The following is a 19,541-nucleotide window of genomic DNA, read 5'->3' as shown; positions in this document are numbered from 1 at the left end:
GGCGCCCGGACCACCGCCGGTATCGTCGGTTCGGTCACGCCTTGCCCCGATCCACCGTGGAGCGCCCATGTCCGGCCAGTCCAGCCGCCGCACCGTACTGAAGGGCGCCGCTCTCGCCGGTGCCGCCGGGCTGGGAGTCGCCGCCTGCTCCACCGAGTCCAAGCTCGGCCACGCCGGGGTCCCGACCCCGACCGCCCCGGTCGCCCTCGGCGCGCCGGACGAGATCCCCGTCGGCGGCGCCAAGCTCTACCGCGAGCAGAAGGTCGTGGTGAGCTGCCCGGCCAAGGGCGAGTACAAGGCGTTCAGCGCCCAGTGCACCCACGCCGGCTGCGTCCTCGACAAGATCGAGAACAACGAGGGCAACTGCCCCTGCCACGGCAGCCGCTTCGACGTGACGACCGGCAAGGCGCTCAAGGGCCCGGCCACCGTCCCGCTCCCGGCCGTCCCGGTCCGGGTCGAGAACGGCACGCTGATCGCGGGCCCGGAGTCCGCGCCCAAGGCCTGAGCCGGGTCCTCCGTCCGCGCGCCGAAGGCCCGGACCTGACAACCGCGCGCCCGTCGGGTCCCGCGCCCGTAGGGGTCCCGCGCCCGTCAGGTCCAGTCCCAGTCGATCCCCAGGATCCCCGGACGTACGCCCTGCTCCACCACGTGCACCGTGCGGTGCCGCCCGCTCACGGTCAGCTCCGCACGGCCACCGCGCGGCGCACCCGTCGACGCCTGCGCGAACCGCCGGCACCGCACCGGCAGCGCCGCCTCGTCGAAGCGCACCTGCAGCACGTACTGCCCGCCCGCGAAGCTGAACCCGCGCACGTACTCCCCGCTCGGTCCCGCCGTACCGTCCTCGAAGCCGTACGAGAAGAGGTACGTGTCCCCGGCGCGCAGCCGCGTGTCGAAGAGCAGCTCCGCGACCAGCACCCCCGTCCCCGCGTCCCACCGCACCCGCCCCGTCCGGCAGTTCTCCGCCGCCCGCACCGTCACCCGTGACGGGTCGCAGCCCGGGTCCCCGTGGTGGATGGCCAGGTAGCGGTCCACGCCGTCCCGGTGCGCCCGTACGACCTGCTGCGACTCGCGCCCCACCAGCTCCCGCCCCGCCCCGATCCGTACCCGCTCGTGGTGCCCCACCGTGTGCAGCCCGCCGTCCGTCGGCGACTCCAGGCCCGCGAGAAGCTCCTCCACGGAGCCGGACGCCTCCACGAGCGAGCGGTACGAACGGGCCGCCGGGCGCTCCACCTCGGACCGCGCCGACGCGTCCTCCGTGAGCAGCCGAAGCAGCGAGTTCCCCGGCAGCTGGAGCACCTCCTCCAGCGCGCGGACCGCCTTCAGGGACTCCGGCCGCTGGGGGCGGCGGGCGCCCTGCTGCCAGTAGCTCAGACTCGTCACCCCGACCTTGACGCCCCGGTGCGCGAGATGGTGCTGGACCCGCTGGAGCGGCAGCCCGCGGACGGCCAGCGCGGTGCGCAGCGCCAGGTGGAAGGGGCCGGTGTGCAGGAGCTGGACCAGATCGGCCTCGGTGTGGCTCACGAGGACTCCTCAGTGAACGTTCACGGTGGGGGAGCGGACCGTGGCGCCGCGTGGGGTGGGCGGGCAGGTGGGCCGAGGGCGTCCGTTCACACCCGGGTCACACCGTTCACAGACCGATGTCACCCCGCATTGAAGCGTGTTGACCGGATCCGGACAACGGCCGATGCTCCTGACCAGCGTCCGGACGCGCTCCCCCACTCCCCACACCCCCCGCCCCAGGGAGGAACGCGATGCGCAGAAGAAAGCTGAACCTCGCGGCACTCGCCGCAGCCGCCCTCTTCCTCGTCCCCACCACCTCGGCGTCCGCCGCGCCCGCCGGCGAGGACGTCGCCGCCCTCGGCTCCAAGCGGCTGAACATCACCATGCAGGCCCAGCAGAAGACCAACTGGTGCTGGGCGGCCGGCGGCAACACCATCGCCACCTGGTTCGGCCGGAACTACAGCCAGAACCAGTTCTGCAACGCCGCCTTCAACCGTCAGCAGGGCTACGACTGCCCCAACAACCAGGCCACCCTCGGCAACGTCCAGACCGGACTGAGCTGGGCCGGCATCAACCCCGGCTCCTACGTGACCGGCTGGCTGCGCTACTCCACCGTCCAGACCGAGATCAACGCCGACCGGCCCGTCGAGACCCGTATCCAGTGGTCGAGCGGCGGCGGCCACATGCACGTGATCTACGGCTACGACGACGCGAACAGCTGGGTCTACTGGGGCGATCCCTGGCCCTCCAGCGACCGCTACAACTGGGCCTCGCACGCCTGGTACGTCGACAACAACTCCTTCTCCTGGACCCACTCGCTCTACCGGATAGGGGCGTGACGACGATGAACGCACGTGCCACGGGTGCGGGGCTCCTCACCGCCGCCGCGCTCGTCCTGCTCGGCGCGCTTCCGGCGGACGCGGCCGAGACCCTGCCGCCCGCACCCACCCCCGAACAGGCAGCCTCCGCGCCGGGGACCCTGGACACCCTGTCCCGGTTCTTCGCCCGGGACGGCGCCGTCGCCCGCTCGGCGGCCGCGCCGCGCGTCGAGGGCGGATCGGTGCCGGTACGGATCCTCTCCCCGGACTTCGTCGCCGGGAAGCCGGGGGCGCCCGTCGCCCGGGTCGAGTTCCGGGCCAGCCGGGCCGTGTCCTCGGACGGCCAGAAGGCCTCGCTGTGGACGGTCGAGCGGGCGGGCGGGTGGCAGGTCGTCAACATCGCCACCGGCGACGACGAGATCCGGTACGCGGAGCTGGGCGGCGGCGGCCTGGTGTTCCGCGAGCCGCAGATCGACGCGTGGTACGTCCAGAAGGGGGCGAAGGTGCTGCCGCTGGACGAGGACGCGGTGCGGGCGGTCGGCCGGAACGGGACGAGCCTGGCGGCCTACCGGGAGCGGGTGGTCCGCGCGTACGGGGACAAGCTCCCGGGCTCGGCTTACGCGAAGAAGGGCACGGCCGGGGGTTATGGCGGGCCGCGGGCGGCCGCGCCGGTTGCGGAGGGCTCCGGGGGCCCGGCGGTGACGGTCGCGTCGGCTACGGCGGGGGCCGGGGCCGGGCTGGCGCTGCTGCTGATCTCGGCGGCGGCGATCCGGCGCCGCCGAGCCACCACCCGGGAGCCCTGACCCTCTCCGCCCCGGTCCGGGGCGCAGGCCCCGCCGGGGCGGTCCCCGTCCAGGCGGGGCGGTCCCCACCCTCGCCCGTTGCGGGCCACCGTTCCGCCGGGGCGGTCCCCACCCTGGTGCGTTGCGGGCCACCGTCCCGCCGGGGCGGTACCCACCCTGGTGCGTTGCGGGCCACCGTCCCGCCGGGCGGTGCCCACGCCCGCCCGCCCACACGGGGCGGGTGGCGCGGCGCAGCCCGCACCGGCGGCACGGTGCGGGTCCGCGCGGGCGCGGGGCGACAGTCGGGCGCGGGGCGGGCGGCGCGCGCAAGCGGGGCCGCAGTCGGGCGCGGGCTCAGCGGGCCAAGTAGCCGCCGTCCACCGGGAGGATCGCGCCCGTGATGAAGGACGCCTCCTCCGACGCCAGGAACACGATCGCCGACGCCACCTCCTCCGGCGTCCCGAAGCGGCCCATCGGGTGGCCGCGCGCCACCTCCGCCAGGTACTCCGGCCCGCCCGGTTCCACCCGCGCCGCCGCCACCCGCTCCGTCTCGATCGTGCCCGGGGCCACCGCGTTCACCCGGATCCCGTGTTCCGCCCACTCCACCGCCAGGTGCTTGGTCAGGCCGGTGGCGACGAACTTCGCCGGGCCGTAGACCGCCTGCCGGGCCTGGCCGGCGACGCCCGAGATCGACGACGTGCAGACGATGGACCCGCCGCCCGTGACGAGCATCGCCTCGATCGCGTACTTGCAGGTCAGGAACATGCCGCGGCCGTCCACCGCCATCACCCGGTCGAAGTCCGAGCCCTCCGCCTCCGTGACGGAGAGCAGCGGGATCACGCCCGCGTTCGCCACCAGGACGTCCAGCCGTCCGAAGCGGTCCACCGCCGTGGCGATCATGCGTCGGGCGTCCTCCTCCCGGGACACGTCCCCGGTCACCGGGACCACCCCCTCCAGCGTCGCCAGCCGGTCCCCGTCGAGGTCGGCGGCGATCACCCGCGCGCCCTCCCGGAGGAAGCGTTCCGCCGTCGCCCGTCCGATTCCGCTCGCCGCACCCGTGATCACGCAGACCCGGTCCGCCAGCCGTCCCGCCACCTGATTCGCCATGTATCGCCAACGAGCGCGGGAGGCCGGAGTGTCGGTGCCCGCCAGTAGGGTGGGGAGCATGGCAGACCCCTCCAGCTACCGCCCCAAGCCGGGTCAGATCCCCGACTCCCCGGGGGTCTACAAGTTCCGCGACGAGCACCGCCGGGTGATCTACGTGGGGAAGGCGAAGTCCCTCCGGCAGCGGCTGGCCAACTACTTCCAGCCGATCACGAGCCTGCACCCGCGGACGGCCACCATGGTGACCACCGCGGCGTCCGTGGAGTGGACCGTCGTGTCGACCGAGGTCGAGGCGCTCCAGCTGGAGTACTCCTGGATCAAGGAGTACGACCCCCGGTTCAACGTCAAGTACCGGGACGACAAGAGCTACCCGTACCTCGCCGTGACGATGAACGAGGAGTTCCCGCGCGTCCAGGTCCTGCGCGGCCACAAGAAGAAGGGCGTGCGCTACTTCGGGCCGTACGCGCACGCGTGGGCGATCCGCGAGACCGTCGACCTGATGCTGCGGGTCTTCCCGGTGCGCACCTGCTCCGCGGGCGTCTTCCGCAACGCCGCGTCGGCCGGCCGCCCCTGTCTCCTCGGGTACATCGGCAAGTGCTCGGCCCCCTGCGTCGGCCGGGTCACCCCGGAGGAGCACCGCGAACTGGCCGAGGAGTTCAGCGACTTCATGGCCGGCCGTACGGGTACGTACATCCGCCGTCTCGAGAAGCAGATGATGCTCGCGGCCGAGGACATGGAGTACGAGAAGGCCGCCCGGCTCCGTGACGACATAGAGGCGCTGCGCCGGGCCATGGAGAAGAGCGCGGTCGTGCTCGCCGACGCCACCGACGCCGACCTGATCGCGCTCGCGGAGGACGAGCTGGAGGCCGCCGTGCAGATCTTCCACGTGCGCGGCGGACGCGTCCGCGGCCAGCGCGGCTGGGTCACCGACAAGGTCGAGGCCGTCGACACGGCCGGGCTCGTCGAGCACGCGATCCAGCAGCTGTACGGCGAGGAGAGCGGGGACGCGGTGCCCAAGGAGGTCCTGGTCCCCGCGCTGCCCGAGGACACCGGGGCCGTCACCGCCTGGCTGTCGGGCCGCCGCGGGTCCAACGTCTCGCTGCGGATCCCGCAGCGCGGCGACAAGAAGGACCTGATGGAGACCGTCGCGCGCAACGCCCAGCAGGCGCTCGTCCTGCACAAGACGAAGCGCGCCAGCGACCTGACCACCCGCTCCCGGGCCCTGGAGGAGATCGCCGAGGCCCTTGACCTGGACTCGGCGCCGCTGCGGATCGAGTGCTTCGACATCTCGCACCTCCAGGGCGACGACGTGGTGGCCTCGATGGTGGTGTTCGAGGACGGGCTGCCCCGCAAGAGCGAGTACCGCCGCTTCCAGATCAAGGGCCGTGTCGGAGACACACAGGTCTGGCACGGCGAGGGGCAGGACGACGTCCGGTCCATGCACGAGGTGATCAGCCGGCGCTTCCGCCGCTATCTCCTGGAGAAGGAGAAGACGGGCGAGTGGGACCCCGAGGGCGTCGTCGAGGACCCGGACGAGGCGGGGCGGCCCAAGCGGTTCGCGTACCCGCCGCAGCTCGTCGTGGTCGACGGCGGGCAGCCGCAGGTCGCCGCGGCCCGCCGCGCCCTCGACGAGCTCGGGATCTCCGACATCGCGGTGTGCGGGCTCGCCAAGCGGCTTGAGGAGGTGTGGCTGCCCGGCGACGACGACCCGGTGGTGCTGCCCCGCTCCAGCGAGGGCCTGTATCTCCTTCAGCGGGTACGTGACACGGCTCACGACTTCGCCATCCGCTACCAGCGGTCCAAGCGTGCGAAACGTATTCGGACCAGCCCTCTCGACGCGGTGCCCGGCCTCGGCGACACCCGGAAACAGGCGTTGATCAAGCATTTCGGCTCGGTGAAGCGGCTCCGGCAGGCGACAATCGAGCAGATCTGCGAGGTCCCCGGCATGGGCCGGAAGACCGCGGAGGCGGTCGTCGTGGCCCTCGCACAGGCGGCCCCGGCCGCACCCGCCGTGAACACGGCGACAGGAGAGATCATGGAAGACGACGGGGGCGGCACGGCATGACCGCGCACGAGCAGGACCGGAACGAACCGCAGGACCGGAACGAACCGCAAGACCAGCACGACCGAGAAGACGGAGCAGGACACGTGAGTACGGGCACGAAGGAGACCCCCGGCGACAACGGCGCCGAGGCGGCCATTCCCGAGCTGGTGATCATCTCCGGCATGTCAGGAGCCGGCCGGTCCACCGCGGCGAAGTGTCTGGAGGACCTCGGCTGGTTCGTCGTGGACAACCTGCCGCCCGCGCTGATCCCCACCATGGTGGAGCTCGGCGCCCGCTCCCAGGGCAACGTCGCCCGGATCGCCGTCGTCGTGGACGTCCGCGGCCGGCAGTTCTTCGACAACCTCAGGGAGTCCCTCGCCGACCTGGACGCCAAGCAGGTGACCCGCCGGATCGTCTTCCTGGAGTCGTCCGACGACGCCCTGGTCCGGCGCTTCGAGTCGGTCCGCAGGCCGCACCCGCTCCAGGGCGACGGCCGGATCACCGACGGCATCGCCGCCGAGCGCGACCTGCTGCGCGAGCTGCGCGGCGACGCCGACCTGGTGATCGACACCTCCAGCCTCAACGTCCACGAGCTGCGCGCCAAGATGGACGCCCAGTTCGCCGGCGACGAGGAGCCCGAGCTGCGGGCCACCGTCATGTCCTTCGGGTTCAAGTACGGCCTGCCGGTCGACGCCGACCTCGTCGTCGACATGCGCTTCCTGCCGAACCCGCACTGGGTCCCCGAGCTGCGTCCCTTCACCGGCCTCAACGAGGAGGTGTCGAACTACGTCTACAACCAGCCCGGCGCCAAGGAGTTCCTCGACCGCTACACCGAGCTGCTCCAGCTGATCGCCGCGGGCTACCGCCGCGAGGGCAAGCGGTACGTGACCATCGCCGTGGGCTGCACGGGCGGCAAGCACCGCTCCGTGGCCACCGCCGAGCGGCTCGCCGCGCGGATCGCCGCCGAAGGGGTCGAGACCGTCGTCGTGCACCGGGACATGGGGCGCGAGTGAAGCCGTACCGTCGACGTGCCTCCACCCTCTCGGTGCGGCGTACGCTCCGCAGGCGCGGCGCCCAGCCGAAGGTGGTCGCGCTGGGCGGCGGGATGGGCCTCTCCGCGTCCCTCGCCGCCCTCCGCCGGATCACCGGCGACCTCACCGCCGTCGTCACCGTCGCCGACGACGGTGGTTCCAGCGGCCGGCTCCGGGAGGAGCTGGGCGTGCTGCCCCCGGGCGACCTCCGCAAGGCGCTCGCCGCGCTCTGCGGCGACGACGACTGGGGCCAGACCTGGGCCCGGGTCATCCAGCACCGCTTCCAGTCCAAGGGCGAGATCAACGGCCACGCCGTCGGCAATCTGCTGATCGTCGCCCTCTGGGAACAGCTCGGCGACCCCGTGCAGGCCCTCGACCTGGTCGGCCGGCTGCTCGGCGCCCAGGGCCGGGTGCTGCCCATGTCCGCCGTACCCCTGGAGCTCCAGGCCCTGGTCAGGGGCCACGACCCGGAGCGTCCGGACGACGTGGACACCGTGTGCGGGCAGGCGACGGTGGCGCTCACGCCGGGTGAGGTGCAGTCCGTGCACCTCGTGCCGAACGACCCGCCGGCGGTGCCCGAGGCGGTCGAGGCGGTCCTGGACGCGGACTGGGTGGTGCTCGGTCCCGGCTCCTGGTTCTCCTCGGTGATCCCGCACCTGCTCGTGCCCGAGCTGCTCGACGCGCTGGCCGAGACGAAGGCCCGGAAGGTGCTCTCGCTGAACCTCGCGCCGCAGCCCGGAGAAACCGAGGGCTTCTCCCCGCAGCGTCATTTGGAGGTTTTGGGACGACACGCCCCTAAACTCGCCCTGGACGTGGTGCTGGCCGACGAGGCCGCCGTGCCCGACCGCGAGTCCCTCGCCGATGCCGCCAAGCGGCTCGGTGCCGCGGTCGAGCTGGCGCCGGTGGCCGGGCCCGACGGCTCCGCGAAGCATGACCCGGAGCTGTTGGCCGCCGCGTACGACCGTATTTTTCGGATGCATGGAAGGATCGGCCCATGGCGATGACGGCAGCGGTGAAGGACGAGATCTCCCGGCTTCCCGTCACCCGGACCTGCTGCAGGAAGGCAGAGGTCTCGTCGATCCTGCGGTTCGCGGGCGGGCTGCACCTGGTGAGCGGCCGCATCGTGATCGAGGCGGAGCTGGACACCGCGATGGCGGCGCGCCGGCTCAAGCGGGACATCCTGGAGATCTTCGGGCACAGCTCGGAACTGATCGTGATGGCCCCCGGCGGGCTGCGGCGCGGCTCGCGCTTCGTGGTGCGGGTGGTGGCCGGAGGCGACCAGCTGGCCCGGCAGACGGGTCTCGTGGACGGCCGGGGCCGCCCCATCCGGGGTCTCCCCCCGCAGGTGGTCTCCGGGGCGACCTGTGACGCGGAGGCTGCCTGGCGGGGCGCGTTCCTCGCGCACGGTTCGCTGACCGAGCCCGGCCGGTCCTCCTCCCTGGAGGTGACCTGCCCGGGTCCGGAGGCGGCGCTCGCCCTGGTCGGCGCGGCGCGCCGGCTCTCCATCGCGGCGAAGGCCCGTGAGGTACGGGGAGTGGACCGGGTCGTCGTCCGCGACGGCGACGCGATCGGCGCGCTGCTGACCCGGCTCGGCGCGCACGAGTCGGTGCTCGCCTGGGAGGAGCGGCGGATGCGGCGCGAGGTGCGCGCCACCGCCAACCGCCTGGCCAACTTCGACGACGCGAACCTGCGCCGCTCGGCCCGCGCGGCGGTCGCCGCCGGGGCCCGGGTGCAGCGCGCCCTGGAGATCCTCGGCGAGGAGGTGCCCGAGCACCTCGCGGCGGCCGGCCGGCTCCGCATGGAGCACAAGCAGGCCTCCCTGGAGGAGCTGGGCGCGCTCGCCGACCCGCCGCTGACGAAGGACGCGGTGGCCGGCCGGATCCGCCGGCTGCTCGCGATGGCCGACAAGCGGGCGCAGGACCTGGGCATTCCCGGGACCGAGTCCAATCTGTCCGAGGAGCTGGACGACAGCCTGGTCGGCTGACCGGATCCCCCGTCGTACGGAATTCCGAACTCCGGGCTGCCGGTGCCTTTCTGAGGCACCGGCAGCTTTTTCGTCCGCCCGCGAGGCACCCTTGACAGGCCCATGGGCGCCCATGAGCCTGGCGTCTGTTCACCTTCGTGACAGACAACAGCAAGGGGGGCTCATGAGACGCAGAGCGAGATCGATCCTCGCCGCGGCTTCACTGCTGATCGCGGGCGTGGCGGCGGCACCCGTCGCCGGAGCGCAGCCGAACGACCGGGACGGCGGTGACGGCCTCTCCGTATGGCGCGCCGAGGTCACCAAGGAGCAGGTTCCGCTGCTCCTGGAAGCCGGCGCCGACGCCCATGAACTGACCGAGCGGGTGCCCGCGAAGGGCTCCGCGACGGTCGAGCTCTTCCTCACCGGCCGGCAGGCCGGGCAGCTGCGCGGCCAGGGCGTCGAACTCGCCGAGCACAACCTGACCGACTCCGCCGAGAAGCGGGTGGCCGCCGCGGGTGACGGTGTCTTCCGCCCGTACGGAGGCCCGAACGGCCTCAAGCAGGAGATCCTGGACACCTCCCGGGCGAACCCCGGCATCACCAAGGTCGTCTCCATCGGCAAGACCCTCAAGGGCCAGGACATCCTCGCCCTCAAGATCAGCAAGGGCGCCCCGCGGGTCAAGGACGGCTCCAAGCCCGCCATGCTCTACATGTCCAACCAGCACGCGCGCGAGTGGATCACCCCCGAGATGACCCGGCGGCTGATGCACCACTACCTCGACGGGTACGGCAAGGACGAGCGGATCACCCGGATCGTCGACTCCACCGAGCTGTGGTTCGTGCTCTCCGCCAACCCGGACGGCTACGACCACACGCACGCCGACCCCGCCAACCGGCAGTGGCGCAAGAACCTCCGCGACAACGACGGCGACGGCCGGATCACCTCCGGCGACGGCGTCGACCTGAACCGCAACTTCGCCTACAAGTGGGGCTACGACAACGAGGGCTCCTCGCCCGACCCGGCCGACGAGACCTTCCGCGGCAAGGGCCCCATGTCGGAGCCCGAGACCAAGGCCCTCGACGCCTTCCAGAAGCGCATCGGCTTCACGTACGGCATCAACTACCACTCGGCCGCCCAGCTCCTGCTGTACGGCGTGGGCTGGCAGGTCGCCACCGACACCCCCGACGACGTGGCCCTCAAGGCCCTCGCCGGCACGCCGCAGAACTCCGCCGTGCCCGGCTACCGGCCGCAGGTCTCCTCGGAGCTGTACATCACCAACGGCGAGGCGGACGGACACGCCGCCAACGTCAACGGCATGCAGATGTTCACCCCCGAGATGTCGACCTGTGCCACCGCCTCCCGGGTCGACCCGAACGACGCCTGGAACCCGGCCGACTGCGCCTCCGTCTTCACCTTCCCGGACGACGAGAAGCTGATCCAGGCCGAGTTCGCCAAGAACGTCCCCTTCGCGCTCGCCGTCGCCGAGACCGCCGCCCACCCGGACCGGCCCGTCTCCCCGGTCGGCATCGACGCCCCCGACTTCACGCCGAAGACCTTCACCACCTCCTACGCCCGCGGCGAGGAGCAGGAGGTCGCGGTCACCGCGCGCAAGTCGCTGCGCGGCAAGACCCTGAAGTACCGGATCAACGGCGGCCGCACCCACAGCGAGGAGCTCGACGCCTGGAAGGGCGGCGAGACCTACGGTGGCGAGGACAACCTCTACTTCGACGAGTACCGCGCCGAGGTCGAGGACGCGCGGCCCGGCGACTCCGTCGAGGTCTGGTTCACCGCCCGCACCCGGGAGGGCCGGGCCACCGCCTCCGCCCCCTTCACCTACACGGTGGCCGAGCGGCCCCGCGGCGACGTCCTCGTCCTCGCCGACGAGGGCGGCACCACCGCCGCGAAGCACACCGCCGCCTATGTGAGGGCGCTCGCCGACAACGGCCGCAAGGCCGTCGTCTGGGACGTCGCCACCCAGGGCACCCCGGACGCGCTCGGCGTGCTCTCCCACTTCCGTACCGTCGTCTGGTACACCGGCGCCGAGCGGCCCTCCGGAGCCACCCAGCTCGCCGTCCGCGCCTACCTCAACGAGGGCGGCAAGCTGATCAACACCGGCGAGAAGTCCGGCGGACTCACCCAGGTCGGCCTGGCCGAGACCAACGACTTCGCCCAGTACTACCTCGGCGCCTACCACCGGGCCGGCCTCAAGAACCCGCCCGCCTTCGCCGGCAGCGGCGCGTTCAAGGGCATCGGCGCGGGCCTCGGCGCCTCCGCCGACAACCCGCTGGACAACGCGGGCGCGTACACCGTCACCTCGGACACCCTGAAGCCGAAGGAGTTCCCGCAGTTCGCGAGCAGCGCCTCCGCCGGCTCCTACCCGGGCATCCGGATGCCCTTCGAGCCCGCCGAGGGCGCGACCTTCGCGGCCGTCAAGCACGCCGACGACACCTGGGCCCGGCTCAGCAGGACCGTCGACCTCACCGGCGTCCCCGCCGCGGTGGCACCGCGCCTGGACTTCCAGGTCAGCTACGACACCGAGCCCGGCTACGACAACCTCGTCGTCGAGGCCCACACCGTCGGCCAGGACGACTGGACCACCCTGCCCGACCGCAACGGCGGCACCTCCACCGAGGCCCCCGCCGACTGCGGAGAGGGCTACTACGTCCGCGGCCACCCCTTCCTCGCCCACTACCTCACCGTCGGCGAGGACGGCTGCGCCACCACCGGCACCACCGGCTCCTGGAACGCCTTCACCGGCCCCTCCAACGGATGGCGGCAGGCCTCCGTCGACCTGAGCGCCTGGGCCGGCAAGCAGGTCGAGCTCTCGATCTCCTACATCTCCGACCCCGGCACGGGAGAGATGGGCGCCTTCGTCGACGACACCCGCCTCGTCACCGGGACCACCACCGAGGCGGAGGGCTTCGAGACCGCCCTCGGCGCGTGGACCGTACCGGGCGCGCCCGCCGGCAGCCCCGGCAACGGCTCCGACTGGGCACGCTCCGCGGCGCTCTTCCACTCCCAGGCCGCGGTCACCACGCGTGACACCGTCCTCCTCGGCTACGGCCTGGAGCAGGTGCCCGGCGCGAGCGAGCGGGCCCGGCTCGTCGGCCGCGCCCTCGGGGTCCTCCGCCGCTGACGGAGAGTAGTGGGGACAAAGGTCCCACGACGGCCCGTACCCGTTGGTAGGTACGGGCCGTCGGCCGTTCTCCCTCACTTTCCGGGCTCGTACGGATGCGCACGATGTCACTACGGGGGTCCTGTGGGGGTAGGGTCGTAAGCGGTCGGGGACATCCCAAAAAACAAAAATCTCGCCGGCGTCGAGCACACCGGCGTACCTAACGAGGAGATCGGTTCGTGACGATCCGCGTAGGCATCAACGGCTTTGGCCGCATCGGCCGGAACTACTTCCGCGCGCTCCTTGAGCAGGGTGCTGACATCGAGATCGTGGCTGTCAACGACCTGGGTGACACCGCGACCACGGCACACCTGCTGAAGTACGACACCATCCTGGGCCGCCTCAAGGCCGAGGTGACCCACACCGCCGACACCATCACCGTCGACGGCCGCACCATCAAGGTGCTCTCCGAGCGCAACCCGGCCGACATCCCCTGGGGCGAGCTCGGCGTCGACATCGTCATCGAGTCGACCGGCATCTTCACCAAGAAGGCCGACGCCGAGAAGCACATCGCCGGCGGCGCCAAGAAGGTCCTCATCTCGGCTCCGGCCACCGACGAGGACATCACCATCGTGATGGGCGTCAACCAGGACAAGTACGACCCGGCGCAGCACAACGTCATCTCGAACGCGTCCTGCACCACCAACTGTGTCGCGCCGATGGCGAAGGTTCTCGACGAGAACTTCGGCATCGTCAAGGGCCTGATGACCACGGTCCACGCGTACACGAACGACCAGCGCATCCTGGACTTCCCGCACAAGGACCTGCGCCGCGCCCGCGCCGCCGCGGAGAACATCATCCCGACCACGACGGGCGCCGCCAAGGCCACCGCCCTGGTCCTCCCGCAGCTCAAGGGCAAGCTCGACGGCATCGCCATGCGCGTCCCGGTCCCGACCGGTTCCGCGACCGACCTGGTCGTGACGCTCGACCGCGAGGTCACCAAGGACGAGGTCAACGCCGCGTTCAAGAAGGCCGCCGACGACGGCGACCTCAAGGGCATCCTGTACTACACCGAGGACCAGATCGTGTCCTCGGACATCGTGGGCGACCCGGCGTCCTGCACCTTCGACGCCTCCCTGACCATGGTCCAGGAAGGCAGCACGGTCAAGATCCTGGGCTGGTACGACAACGAGTGGGGCTACTCCAACCGTCTCGTCGACCTCACCGTCTTCGTCGGCGGCCAGCTCTAGACTTCAGGGCAGGCTTTCGATGTGAGCAGGGCTCGGGCAGCGCAACGCCGCGCTGTGCGAGCCCTGTTTGTGTGCTCCACCGCGTACCAAGGAGTCTGTGACAGATGAAGACGATCGACGAGCTTCTCGCCGAAGGCGTCTCCGGCAAGCGGGTGTTCGTCCGCGCCGATCTCAACGTGCCGCTCGACGGCACCACCATCACCGACGACGGCCGCATCCGCGCCGTCGTGCCCACGGTCAAGGCGCTCGCCGACGCGGGTGCCCGCGTCGTGGTCGCCTCGCACCTGGGCCGCCCGAAGGGCGCCCCGGACCCGGCGTTCTCGCTCGCCCCGGCCGCGGCGCGGCTCGGCGAGCTCCTCGGCGCCGAGGTGGCCTTCGCGACGGACACGGTCGGCGAGTCCGCCACCGCCACCGTCGCGGGCCTCGCCGACGGCGGGGTCGCCGTGATCGAGAACCTCCGCTTCAACGCCGGCGAGACCTCCAAGGACGACGCCGAGCGCGGCGCGTTCGCGGACCAGCTCGCCGCCCTCGCCGACGTCTACGTCGGCGACGGCTTCGGCGCCGTGCACCGCAAGCACGCCTCGGTCTTCGACCTCCCGGCGCGCCTGCCGCACGCCGCGGGCTACCTCATCGCCACCGAGGTCGGCGTCCTGAGGAAGCTCACGGACGACGTCCGGCGGCCCTACGTGGTCGCGCTCGGCGGTGCCAAGGTCTCCGACAAGCTCGGCGTGATCGACCACCTCCTGGAGAAGGCCGACCGCATCCTCATCGGCGGCGGCATGGCGTACACCTTCCTCAAGGCCCAGGGCCACGAGGTCGGCATCTCGCTGCTCCAGGAGGACCAGATCCCGGCGGTCCTGGACTACCTGAAGCGCGCCAAGGAGCGCGGGGTGGAGTTCGTCCTCCCCGTCGACGTCCTGGTCTCGTCCGAGTTCCCGGACCTGAAGACCAAGGCTCCGGCCAACCCGACCACGGTCGCCGCGGACGCCATCCCGGCGGACGAGGAGGGCCTGGACATCGGTCCGGAGACCCGTAAGCTCTACGCCTCGAAGCTCGCCGACGCCGGCACCGTCTTCTGGAACGGTCCGATGGGCGTCTTCGAGCACCCCGACTACGCCGAGGGCACCAAGGCCGTCGCCCAGGCGCTCGTCGACTCCCCGGCCTTCACGGTCGTCGGTGGTGGCGACTCCGCCGCCGCCGTCCGCATCCTGGGCTTCGACGAGAAGGCATTCGGCCACATTTCGACCGGCGGCGGCGCCTCCCTCGAATACCTCGAGGGCAAGACGCTTCCCGGCCTCGCCGCACTGGAGGACTGACCCTTTCATGAGCAGCACCCGCACCCCGCTGATGGCGGGCAACTGGAAGATGAACCTCAACCACCTCGAGGCCATCGCCCACGTCCAGAAGCTCGCCTTCGCCCTGACCGACAAGGACTACGACGCCTGTGAGGTCGCGGTCCTGGTTCCCTTCACCGACCTGCGGTCCGTACAGACCCTGGTCGACGGCGACAAGCTCAAGATCAAGTACGGCGCCCAGGACATCTCGGCGCACGACTCCGGTGCCTACACCGGCGAGATCTCGGGCCTGATGCTGTCCAAGCTGAAGTGCGCCTACGTGGCCGTCGGCCACTCCGAGCGCCGGCAGTACCACGCCGAGAACGACGAGGTCTGCAACGCCAAGGTGAAGGCCGCCTTCAAGCACGGCATCACCCCGATCCTCTGCGTCGGCGAGGGCCTGGACGTCCGAAAGGCCGGCAACCAGGTCGAGTACACCCTCGCCCAGCTCGACGGCGGTCTGAAGGACGTCCCGGCCGAGCAGGCCGAGACCATCGTGATCGCGTACGAGCCGGTGTGGGCCATCGGCACCGGCGAGGTCGCCACCCCCGACGACGCCCAGGAGGTCTGTGGGGCGATCCGCGGCCGCCTCGCGGAGCTGTACTCGCAGGAGCTGGCCGACAAGGTCCGCATCCAGTACGGCGGCTCGGTCAAGGCCGGCAACGTCGGCGCGATCATGGCGCAGCCGGACGTCGACGGCGCCCTGGTGGGCGGCGCGGCCCTGGACGCCGACGAGTTCGTCAAGATCGTCCGCTTCCGCGACCAGTGAGTATGCGGTAGCGGAGTTACGTCGTACCCTTGCGGGGGTCGGGCAGGTGCCCGGCCCCCGTCCGTATAAGTCCGAGGAAGTTGGTCCAGCCGTGGTTATGGGGTTCTCGATCGCCCTCATCGTCTTCAGCGGGCTGCTGATGCTGCTCGTGCTGATGCACAAGGGCAAGGGTGGCGGCCTCTCCGACATGTTCGGAGGCGGAATGCAGTCCTCCGTCGGTGGCTCCTCGGTCGCCGAGCGCAACCTGGACCGCATCACCGTCGTGGTCGGTCTGCTCTGGTTCGCCTGCATTGTGGTACTCGGTCTGCTGATGAAGTTGGACGGGTAACTCCGAACACTGGACGCGCGTTGGGCCTTACGTAGACTGGGGCATCTTCGAGCACCATCACGCAGGGAGTTACGACCGTGGCAAGTGGCAACGCGATCCGGGGAAGCCGGGTCGGGGCGGGGCCGATGGGCGAGGCCGAGCGGGGCGAATCGGCGCCGCGCGCCCGCATCTCCTTCTGGTGCTCGAACGGGCACGAGACGCAGCCGAGCTTCGCCAGCGACGCGGCGATCCCCGAGACCTGGGACTGCCCACGGTGCGGCTTCCCGGCCGGTCAGGACCGGGACAACCCGCCGGACCCGCCGCGCACGGAGCCGTACAAGACCCACCTCGCCTATGTGCGTGAGCGGCGCAGCGACGCGGACGGCGAGGCGATTCTCGCCGAGGCGCTCGCCAAGCTGCGCGGCGAGATCTGAACGCGGTGTGACGATGTGACGAACGGGCCTTGCCCGCGAACTCGGTTCGCGGACAAGGCCCGTTCGGCGTCTCCGCACGCGCAACGGCCCGTTGTCAGTGGTGCCCCTTAGCGTCGGTCGTGCAGGGGTCTCCGGATCCGGCGGGCGGACGGGGTGTACCACCATGACGACGACGGCGACAGCGGGCGGCAAGGCCGTGCCCGCCTGGCGGGGCGGCTTCGGCAGGCTGTGGACGGCCGCGGTCGTCTCCCGCTTCGGCGACTCCCTGCGCACCGCCGCGATGCCGCTGCTCGCCGCCTCGCTCACCGACGACCCCCTCCTCATCGCCTCCGTCACCGCCTGCGGCTATCTGCCCTGGCTGCTCTTCGGGCTGCTCGGCGGGGCCGTCGCCGACCGCGTCGACCAGCGACGGGCCATGTGGGCCGTCGACCTCGTACGCGGCGCGCTCATGGCCGGGTTCGCCGTCGCCGTCGCCCTCGGACACGCCGGCATCGCCCTGCTCCTCGCCCTCGCCCTCGCGCTCACCACCCTGCAGACCCTCTTCGACAACGCCGCCACCGCGCTGCTCCCCTCCCTCGTGCCCGCCGAGACCCTGGCCGGGGCCAACGCCCGCCTGATGACCGGTCAGCAGCTCGCGGGCGGGCTCCTCGCCGCGCCCCTGGTGCCCGCCCTGCTCCTCGCCGGACCCGCCGTGCCGTACGCCGCGGACGCCGCCACCTACGTCCTGGCCGCGCTGCTCATCGCCTCCCTGCGGACCGGCGCGCCCGAGCGGCCGCCCCGCCCCGCCGGATCCACCCTCCGGGCCGAGACGGCGGAGGGGCTCGCCGTCCTGCGCGCGGACCGCTCCCTGCGCCGGCTCTGCACGGCCACCATCCTCTGCAACATCGGCATGGGCGCCCTCATCGCCACCCTCGTCGTCCTGGTCACCGACGGTCTCCACGCCGGGAACGCGGGATACGCGGCCACCGTCACCGCCTTCGCGGTCGGCGGTGTCGCCGGCGGGTTCCTGGCCCGCCGGATCGCCGAACGGACCGGACGGATCCGCGCGGTGTTCCTCGCCGGGACCGTCCAGACCGGCTGCCTGGTGCTGTTGGGGACGGTGCCCGTCCTCGCGGTGTCGGTCGGGGCCATGGCCGTGTTCGGCTTCATGGGGACCGTGTGGAACGTCCAGCAGACGACCCTCATGCAGGAGCGCGCCCCCGAGGGCATGCTCGGCCGCATCGCCGCCGCCTTCCGCACCCTCGCCGTGGCGGGCGCCCCGCTCGGGGCCGTGCTGGGCGGCGCGGCGGCCGCCGGCTGGGGACCGCTCACCCCCGCTCCGCTCGCGGCGGCGCTGTTCGCGCTCGCCGTCGCGTCACTCGCCCCCCTGATCAATTAGGTTGGAGAGGCAGCGGGGCAGACAAGCAGTACGAGAAGAAGTGGGCGATGTCCGAGATGAAGAACGAAGGCCGCACCAGGCTCAACCGGCTGCCCGAGTGGGCGGCCCTCGGCAAGCACCGTGAGCAGCTGGGCGAGACCCGGATGCGCGACCTGTTCGCCGCCGACGCGGAGCGTGGCACCGGCTACGCCCTGCGCGTCGGCGACCTCTACCTGGACTACTCCAAGCACCTCGTCACCGACGAGACGCTGACCCTGCTGCGCGAACTGGCGGCCGTCACCGGCGTCGCCGAGCTCCGTGACGCCATGTTCCGCGGCGAGAAGATCAACACCACCGAGGACCGCGCGGTCCTCCACACCGCGCTCCGCGCCCCCCGCGGGGCCGTGATCGAGGTCGACGGTGAGAACGTCGTCCCCGGCGTCCACGCCGTCCTCGACAAGATGGGCGCGTTCTCCGACAAGGTCCGCGCGGGCGAGTGGACCGGCCACACCGGCAAGCCGATCAAGAACATCGTCAACATCGGCATCGGCGGCTCCGACCTCGGACCCGCCATGGCCTACGAGGTCCTGCGCTCCTACACCCAGCGGGACCTGACGGTCCGTTTCGTCTCCAACGTCGACGGCGCCGACCTCCACGAGGCCGTCCGCGACCTCGACCCGGCCGAGACGCTGTTCATCGTCGCCTCGAAGACCTTCACCACCATCGAGACGATCACCAACGCCACCTCCGCGCGGAACTGGCTCCTCACCGGTCTGCGGGCCGGCCAGGACGCCGTCGCCAAGCACTTCGTGGCCCTCTCGACCAACGCCGAGAAGGTCGAGGAGTTCGGCATCGACACCGCGAACATGTTCGAGTTCTGGGACTGGGTCGGCGGCCGCTACTCCTTCGACTCCGCCATCGGCCTCTCCCTGATGATCGCCATCGGCCCGGAGCGCTTCCGCGAGATGCTCGACGGCTTCCACCTCGTCGACGAGCACTTCCGTACGGCTCCGCCCGAGGAGAACGCGCCGCTGCTCCTCGGCCTCCTCGGGGTCTGGTACGGCGCCTTCTTCGACGCCCAGTCGCACGCCGTCCTGCCGTACTCGCACTACCTCTCCAAGTTCACCGCCTACCTCCAGCAGCTCGACATGGAGTCCAACGGCAAGTCGGTGGACCGCGAGGGCAACCGGGTCGACTGGCAGACCGGGCCGGTCGTCTGGGGCACCCCCGGCACCAACGGGCAGCACGCCTACTACCAGTTGATCCACCAGGGCACCAAGGTCATCCCGGCCGACTTCATCGGCTTCGCGCGGCCGGTCGACGACCTGCTGCCGGGCCTCGTCGCCCAGCACGACCTGCTCATGGCCAACTTCTTCGCCCAGACGCAGGCCCTGGCCTTCGGCAAGACCCCCGACGAGGTACGGGCGGAGGGCGTCCCCGAGGAGCTCGTCCCGCACAAGACCTTCCAGGGGAACCACCCCACCACCACGATCCTCGCCGACGCGCTCACCCCGTCCGTCCTCGGCCAGCTCATCGCGCTGTACGAGCACAAGGTCTTCGTCCAGGGCGCCATCTGGAACATCGACTCCTTCGACCAGTGGGGCGTCGAGCTCGGCAAGGTCCTCGCCAAGCGGATCGAGCCGGTCCTGACGAAGGGCGAGGGCGGCGAGCACCTCGACAGCTCCACCGCGGGACTCGTGTCCGCCTACCGCACGCTGCGCGGACGGTAGGGC

At 71.6% G+C, this 19,541-nt stretch carries 17 protein-coding genes; 15 read left to right on the top strand and 2 right to left on the bottom strand.

Annotated elements, in window-relative coordinates; all coding sequences use genetic code 11:
• The first annotated feature begins 67 nt into the window (after nucleotides 1-67).
• Nucleotides 68-505, top strand: coding sequence for a Rieske (2Fe-2S) protein (locus tag ACIP8Z_RS32970; protein ID WP_402089956.1), 438 nt, complete (start codon nucleotides 68-70; stop codon nucleotides 503-505).
• Between the two features lie 86 nt (nucleotides 506-591).
• Here ACIP8Z_RS32970 and ACIP8Z_RS32965 read toward each other — a convergent pair whose 3' ends face one another.
• A complete protein-coding gene (locus tag ACIP8Z_RS32965) occupies nucleotides 592-1,521 on the bottom strand; it encodes a hypothetical protein (protein WP_383868283.1) in 930 nt (309 codons plus the stop codon).
• A 230-nt stretch (nucleotides 1,522-1,751) separates the two neighbouring features.
• On the opposite strand from ACIP8Z_RS32965, the gene ACIP8Z_RS32960 reads away from it, so the two are divergent.
• Together ACIP8Z_RS32960 and ACIP8Z_RS32955 are read left to right on the top strand one after the other, a co-directional pair.
• Nucleotides 1,752-2,339 carry a papain-like cysteine protease family protein gene (locus ACIP8Z_RS32960; protein WP_209494193.1) on the top strand — a complete coding sequence of 196 codons (588 nt, stop codon included), beginning with the start codon at nucleotides 1,752-1,754 and terminating at the stop codon, nucleotides 2,337-2,339.
• Between the two features lie 5 nt (nucleotides 2,340-2,344).
• The gene (locus tag ACIP8Z_RS32955; RefSeq protein ID WP_402089954.1) at nucleotides 2,345-3,121 is read left to right on the top strand and encodes a hypothetical protein; all 777 of its coding nucleotides are present in this window, start codon (nucleotides 2,345-2,347) and stop codon (nucleotides 3,119-3,121) included.
• A gap of 333 nt (nucleotides 3,122-3,454) precedes the next feature.
• On the opposite strand, the gene ACIP8Z_RS32950 is transcribed toward ACIP8Z_RS32955, so the two are convergent.
• Nucleotides 3,455-4,207: an SDR family NAD(P)-dependent oxidoreductase gene (locus ACIP8Z_RS32950; protein ID WP_402089952.1), complete on the bottom strand. Its 753-nt coding sequence runs from the start codon at nucleotides 4,205-4,207 to the stop codon at nucleotides 3,455-3,457.
• Between the two features lie 58 nt (nucleotides 4,208-4,265).
• Here ACIP8Z_RS32950 and uvrC point away from each other — a divergent pair, with 58 nt between their 5' ends.
• From uvrC to pgi, 12 genes are all read left to right on the top strand, one after another.
• The gene (gene uvrC / locus ACIP8Z_RS32945; RefSeq protein WP_402089950.1) at nucleotides 4,266-6,269 is read left to right on the top strand and encodes an excinuclease ABC subunit UvrC; all 2,004 of its coding nucleotides are present in this window, start codon (nucleotides 4,266-4,268) and stop codon (nucleotides 6,267-6,269) included.
• Nucleotides 6,266-7,261: an RNase adapter RapZ gene (gene rapZ / locus ACIP8Z_RS32940; RefSeq protein ID WP_319308439.1), complete on the top strand. Its 996-nt coding sequence runs from the start codon at nucleotides 6,266-6,268 to the stop codon at nucleotides 7,259-7,261. The genes uvrC and rapZ overlap by 4 nt, the downstream gene beginning before the upstream one ends.
• The gene (gene yvcK, locus ACIP8Z_RS32935) at nucleotides 7,258-8,283 is read left to right on the top strand and encodes a uridine diphosphate-N-acetylglucosamine-binding protein YvcK (protein ID WP_318207181.1); all 1,026 of its coding nucleotides are present in this window, start codon (nucleotides 7,258-7,260) and stop codon (nucleotides 8,281-8,283) included. Before rapZ ends, yvcK begins: the two co-directional genes overlap by 4 nt.
• The gene (gene whiA / locus ACIP8Z_RS32930) at nucleotides 8,274-9,263 is read left to right on the top strand and encodes a DNA-binding protein WhiA (RefSeq protein WP_148004599.1); all 990 of its coding nucleotides are present in this window, start codon (nucleotides 8,274-8,276) and stop codon (nucleotides 9,261-9,263) included. The genes yvcK and whiA overlap by 10 nt, the downstream gene beginning before the upstream one ends.
• A 163-nt stretch (nucleotides 9,264-9,426) precedes the next feature.
• Complete coding sequence (locus ACIP8Z_RS32925; protein WP_402089947.1) at nucleotides 9,427-12,378, top strand: M14 family zinc carboxypeptidase; 2,952 nt, start codon at nucleotides 9,427-9,429, stop codon at nucleotides 12,376-12,378.
• Nucleotides 12,379-12,596: 218 nt separating this feature from the next.
• Nucleotides 12,597-13,607, top strand: a complete 1,011-nt coding sequence (gap, locus tag ACIP8Z_RS32920; RefSeq protein WP_389027406.1) for a type I glyceraldehyde-3-phosphate dehydrogenase — start codon at nucleotides 12,597-12,599, stop codon at nucleotides 13,605-13,607.
• A gap of 104 nt (nucleotides 13,608-13,711) precedes the next feature.
• Nucleotides 13,712-14,923 (top strand): phosphoglycerate kinase, encoded by a 1,212-nt coding sequence (locus tag ACIP8Z_RS32915; RefSeq protein WP_402089945.1) that lies wholly within the window; start codon nucleotides 13,712-13,714, stop codon nucleotides 14,921-14,923.
• A 7-nt stretch (nucleotides 14,924-14,930) separates the two neighbouring features.
• The gene (tpiA, locus tag ACIP8Z_RS32910; RefSeq protein WP_402089943.1) at nucleotides 14,931-15,710 is read left to right on the top strand and encodes a triose-phosphate isomerase; all 780 of its coding nucleotides are present in this window, start codon (nucleotides 14,931-14,933) and stop codon (nucleotides 15,708-15,710) included.
• A 97-nt stretch (nucleotides 15,711-15,807) separates the two neighbouring features.
• Nucleotides 15,808-16,038, top strand: coding sequence for a preprotein translocase subunit SecG (secG, locus tag ACIP8Z_RS32905; protein ID WP_017238647.1), 231 nt, complete (start codon nucleotides 15,808-15,810; stop codon nucleotides 16,036-16,038).
• 77 nt (nucleotides 16,039-16,115) lie between these two features.
• Nucleotides 16,116-16,451: an RNA polymerase-binding protein RbpA gene (locus tag ACIP8Z_RS32900; RefSeq protein WP_071891222.1), complete on the top strand. Its 336-nt coding sequence runs from the start codon at nucleotides 16,116-16,118 to the stop codon at nucleotides 16,449-16,451.
• A gap of 163 nt (nucleotides 16,452-16,614) precedes the next feature.
• Nucleotides 16,615-17,829: an MFS transporter gene (locus ACIP8Z_RS32895; RefSeq protein ID WP_402089941.1), complete on the top strand. Its 1,215-nt coding sequence runs from the start codon at nucleotides 16,615-16,617 to the stop codon at nucleotides 17,827-17,829.
• 47 nt (nucleotides 17,830-17,876) lie between these two features.
• A complete protein-coding gene (gene pgi / locus ACIP8Z_RS32890; protein ID WP_402089939.1) occupies nucleotides 17,877-19,538 on the top strand; it encodes a glucose-6-phosphate isomerase in 1,662 nt (553 codons plus the stop codon).
• Nucleotides 19,539-19,541 lie beyond the last annotated feature (3 nt).

Origin of the sequence: Streptomyces sp. NPDC088553 (assembly GCF_044752965.1) — a bacterium.
In the GTDB taxonomy this organism is placed as follows: Bacteria; Actinomycetota; Actinomycetes; order Streptomycetales; family Streptomycetaceae; genus Streptomyces.
The sequence above is the reverse complement of the archived record's forward strand: the minus strand, read 5'-3'. Positions and strand labels throughout refer to the sequence as shown.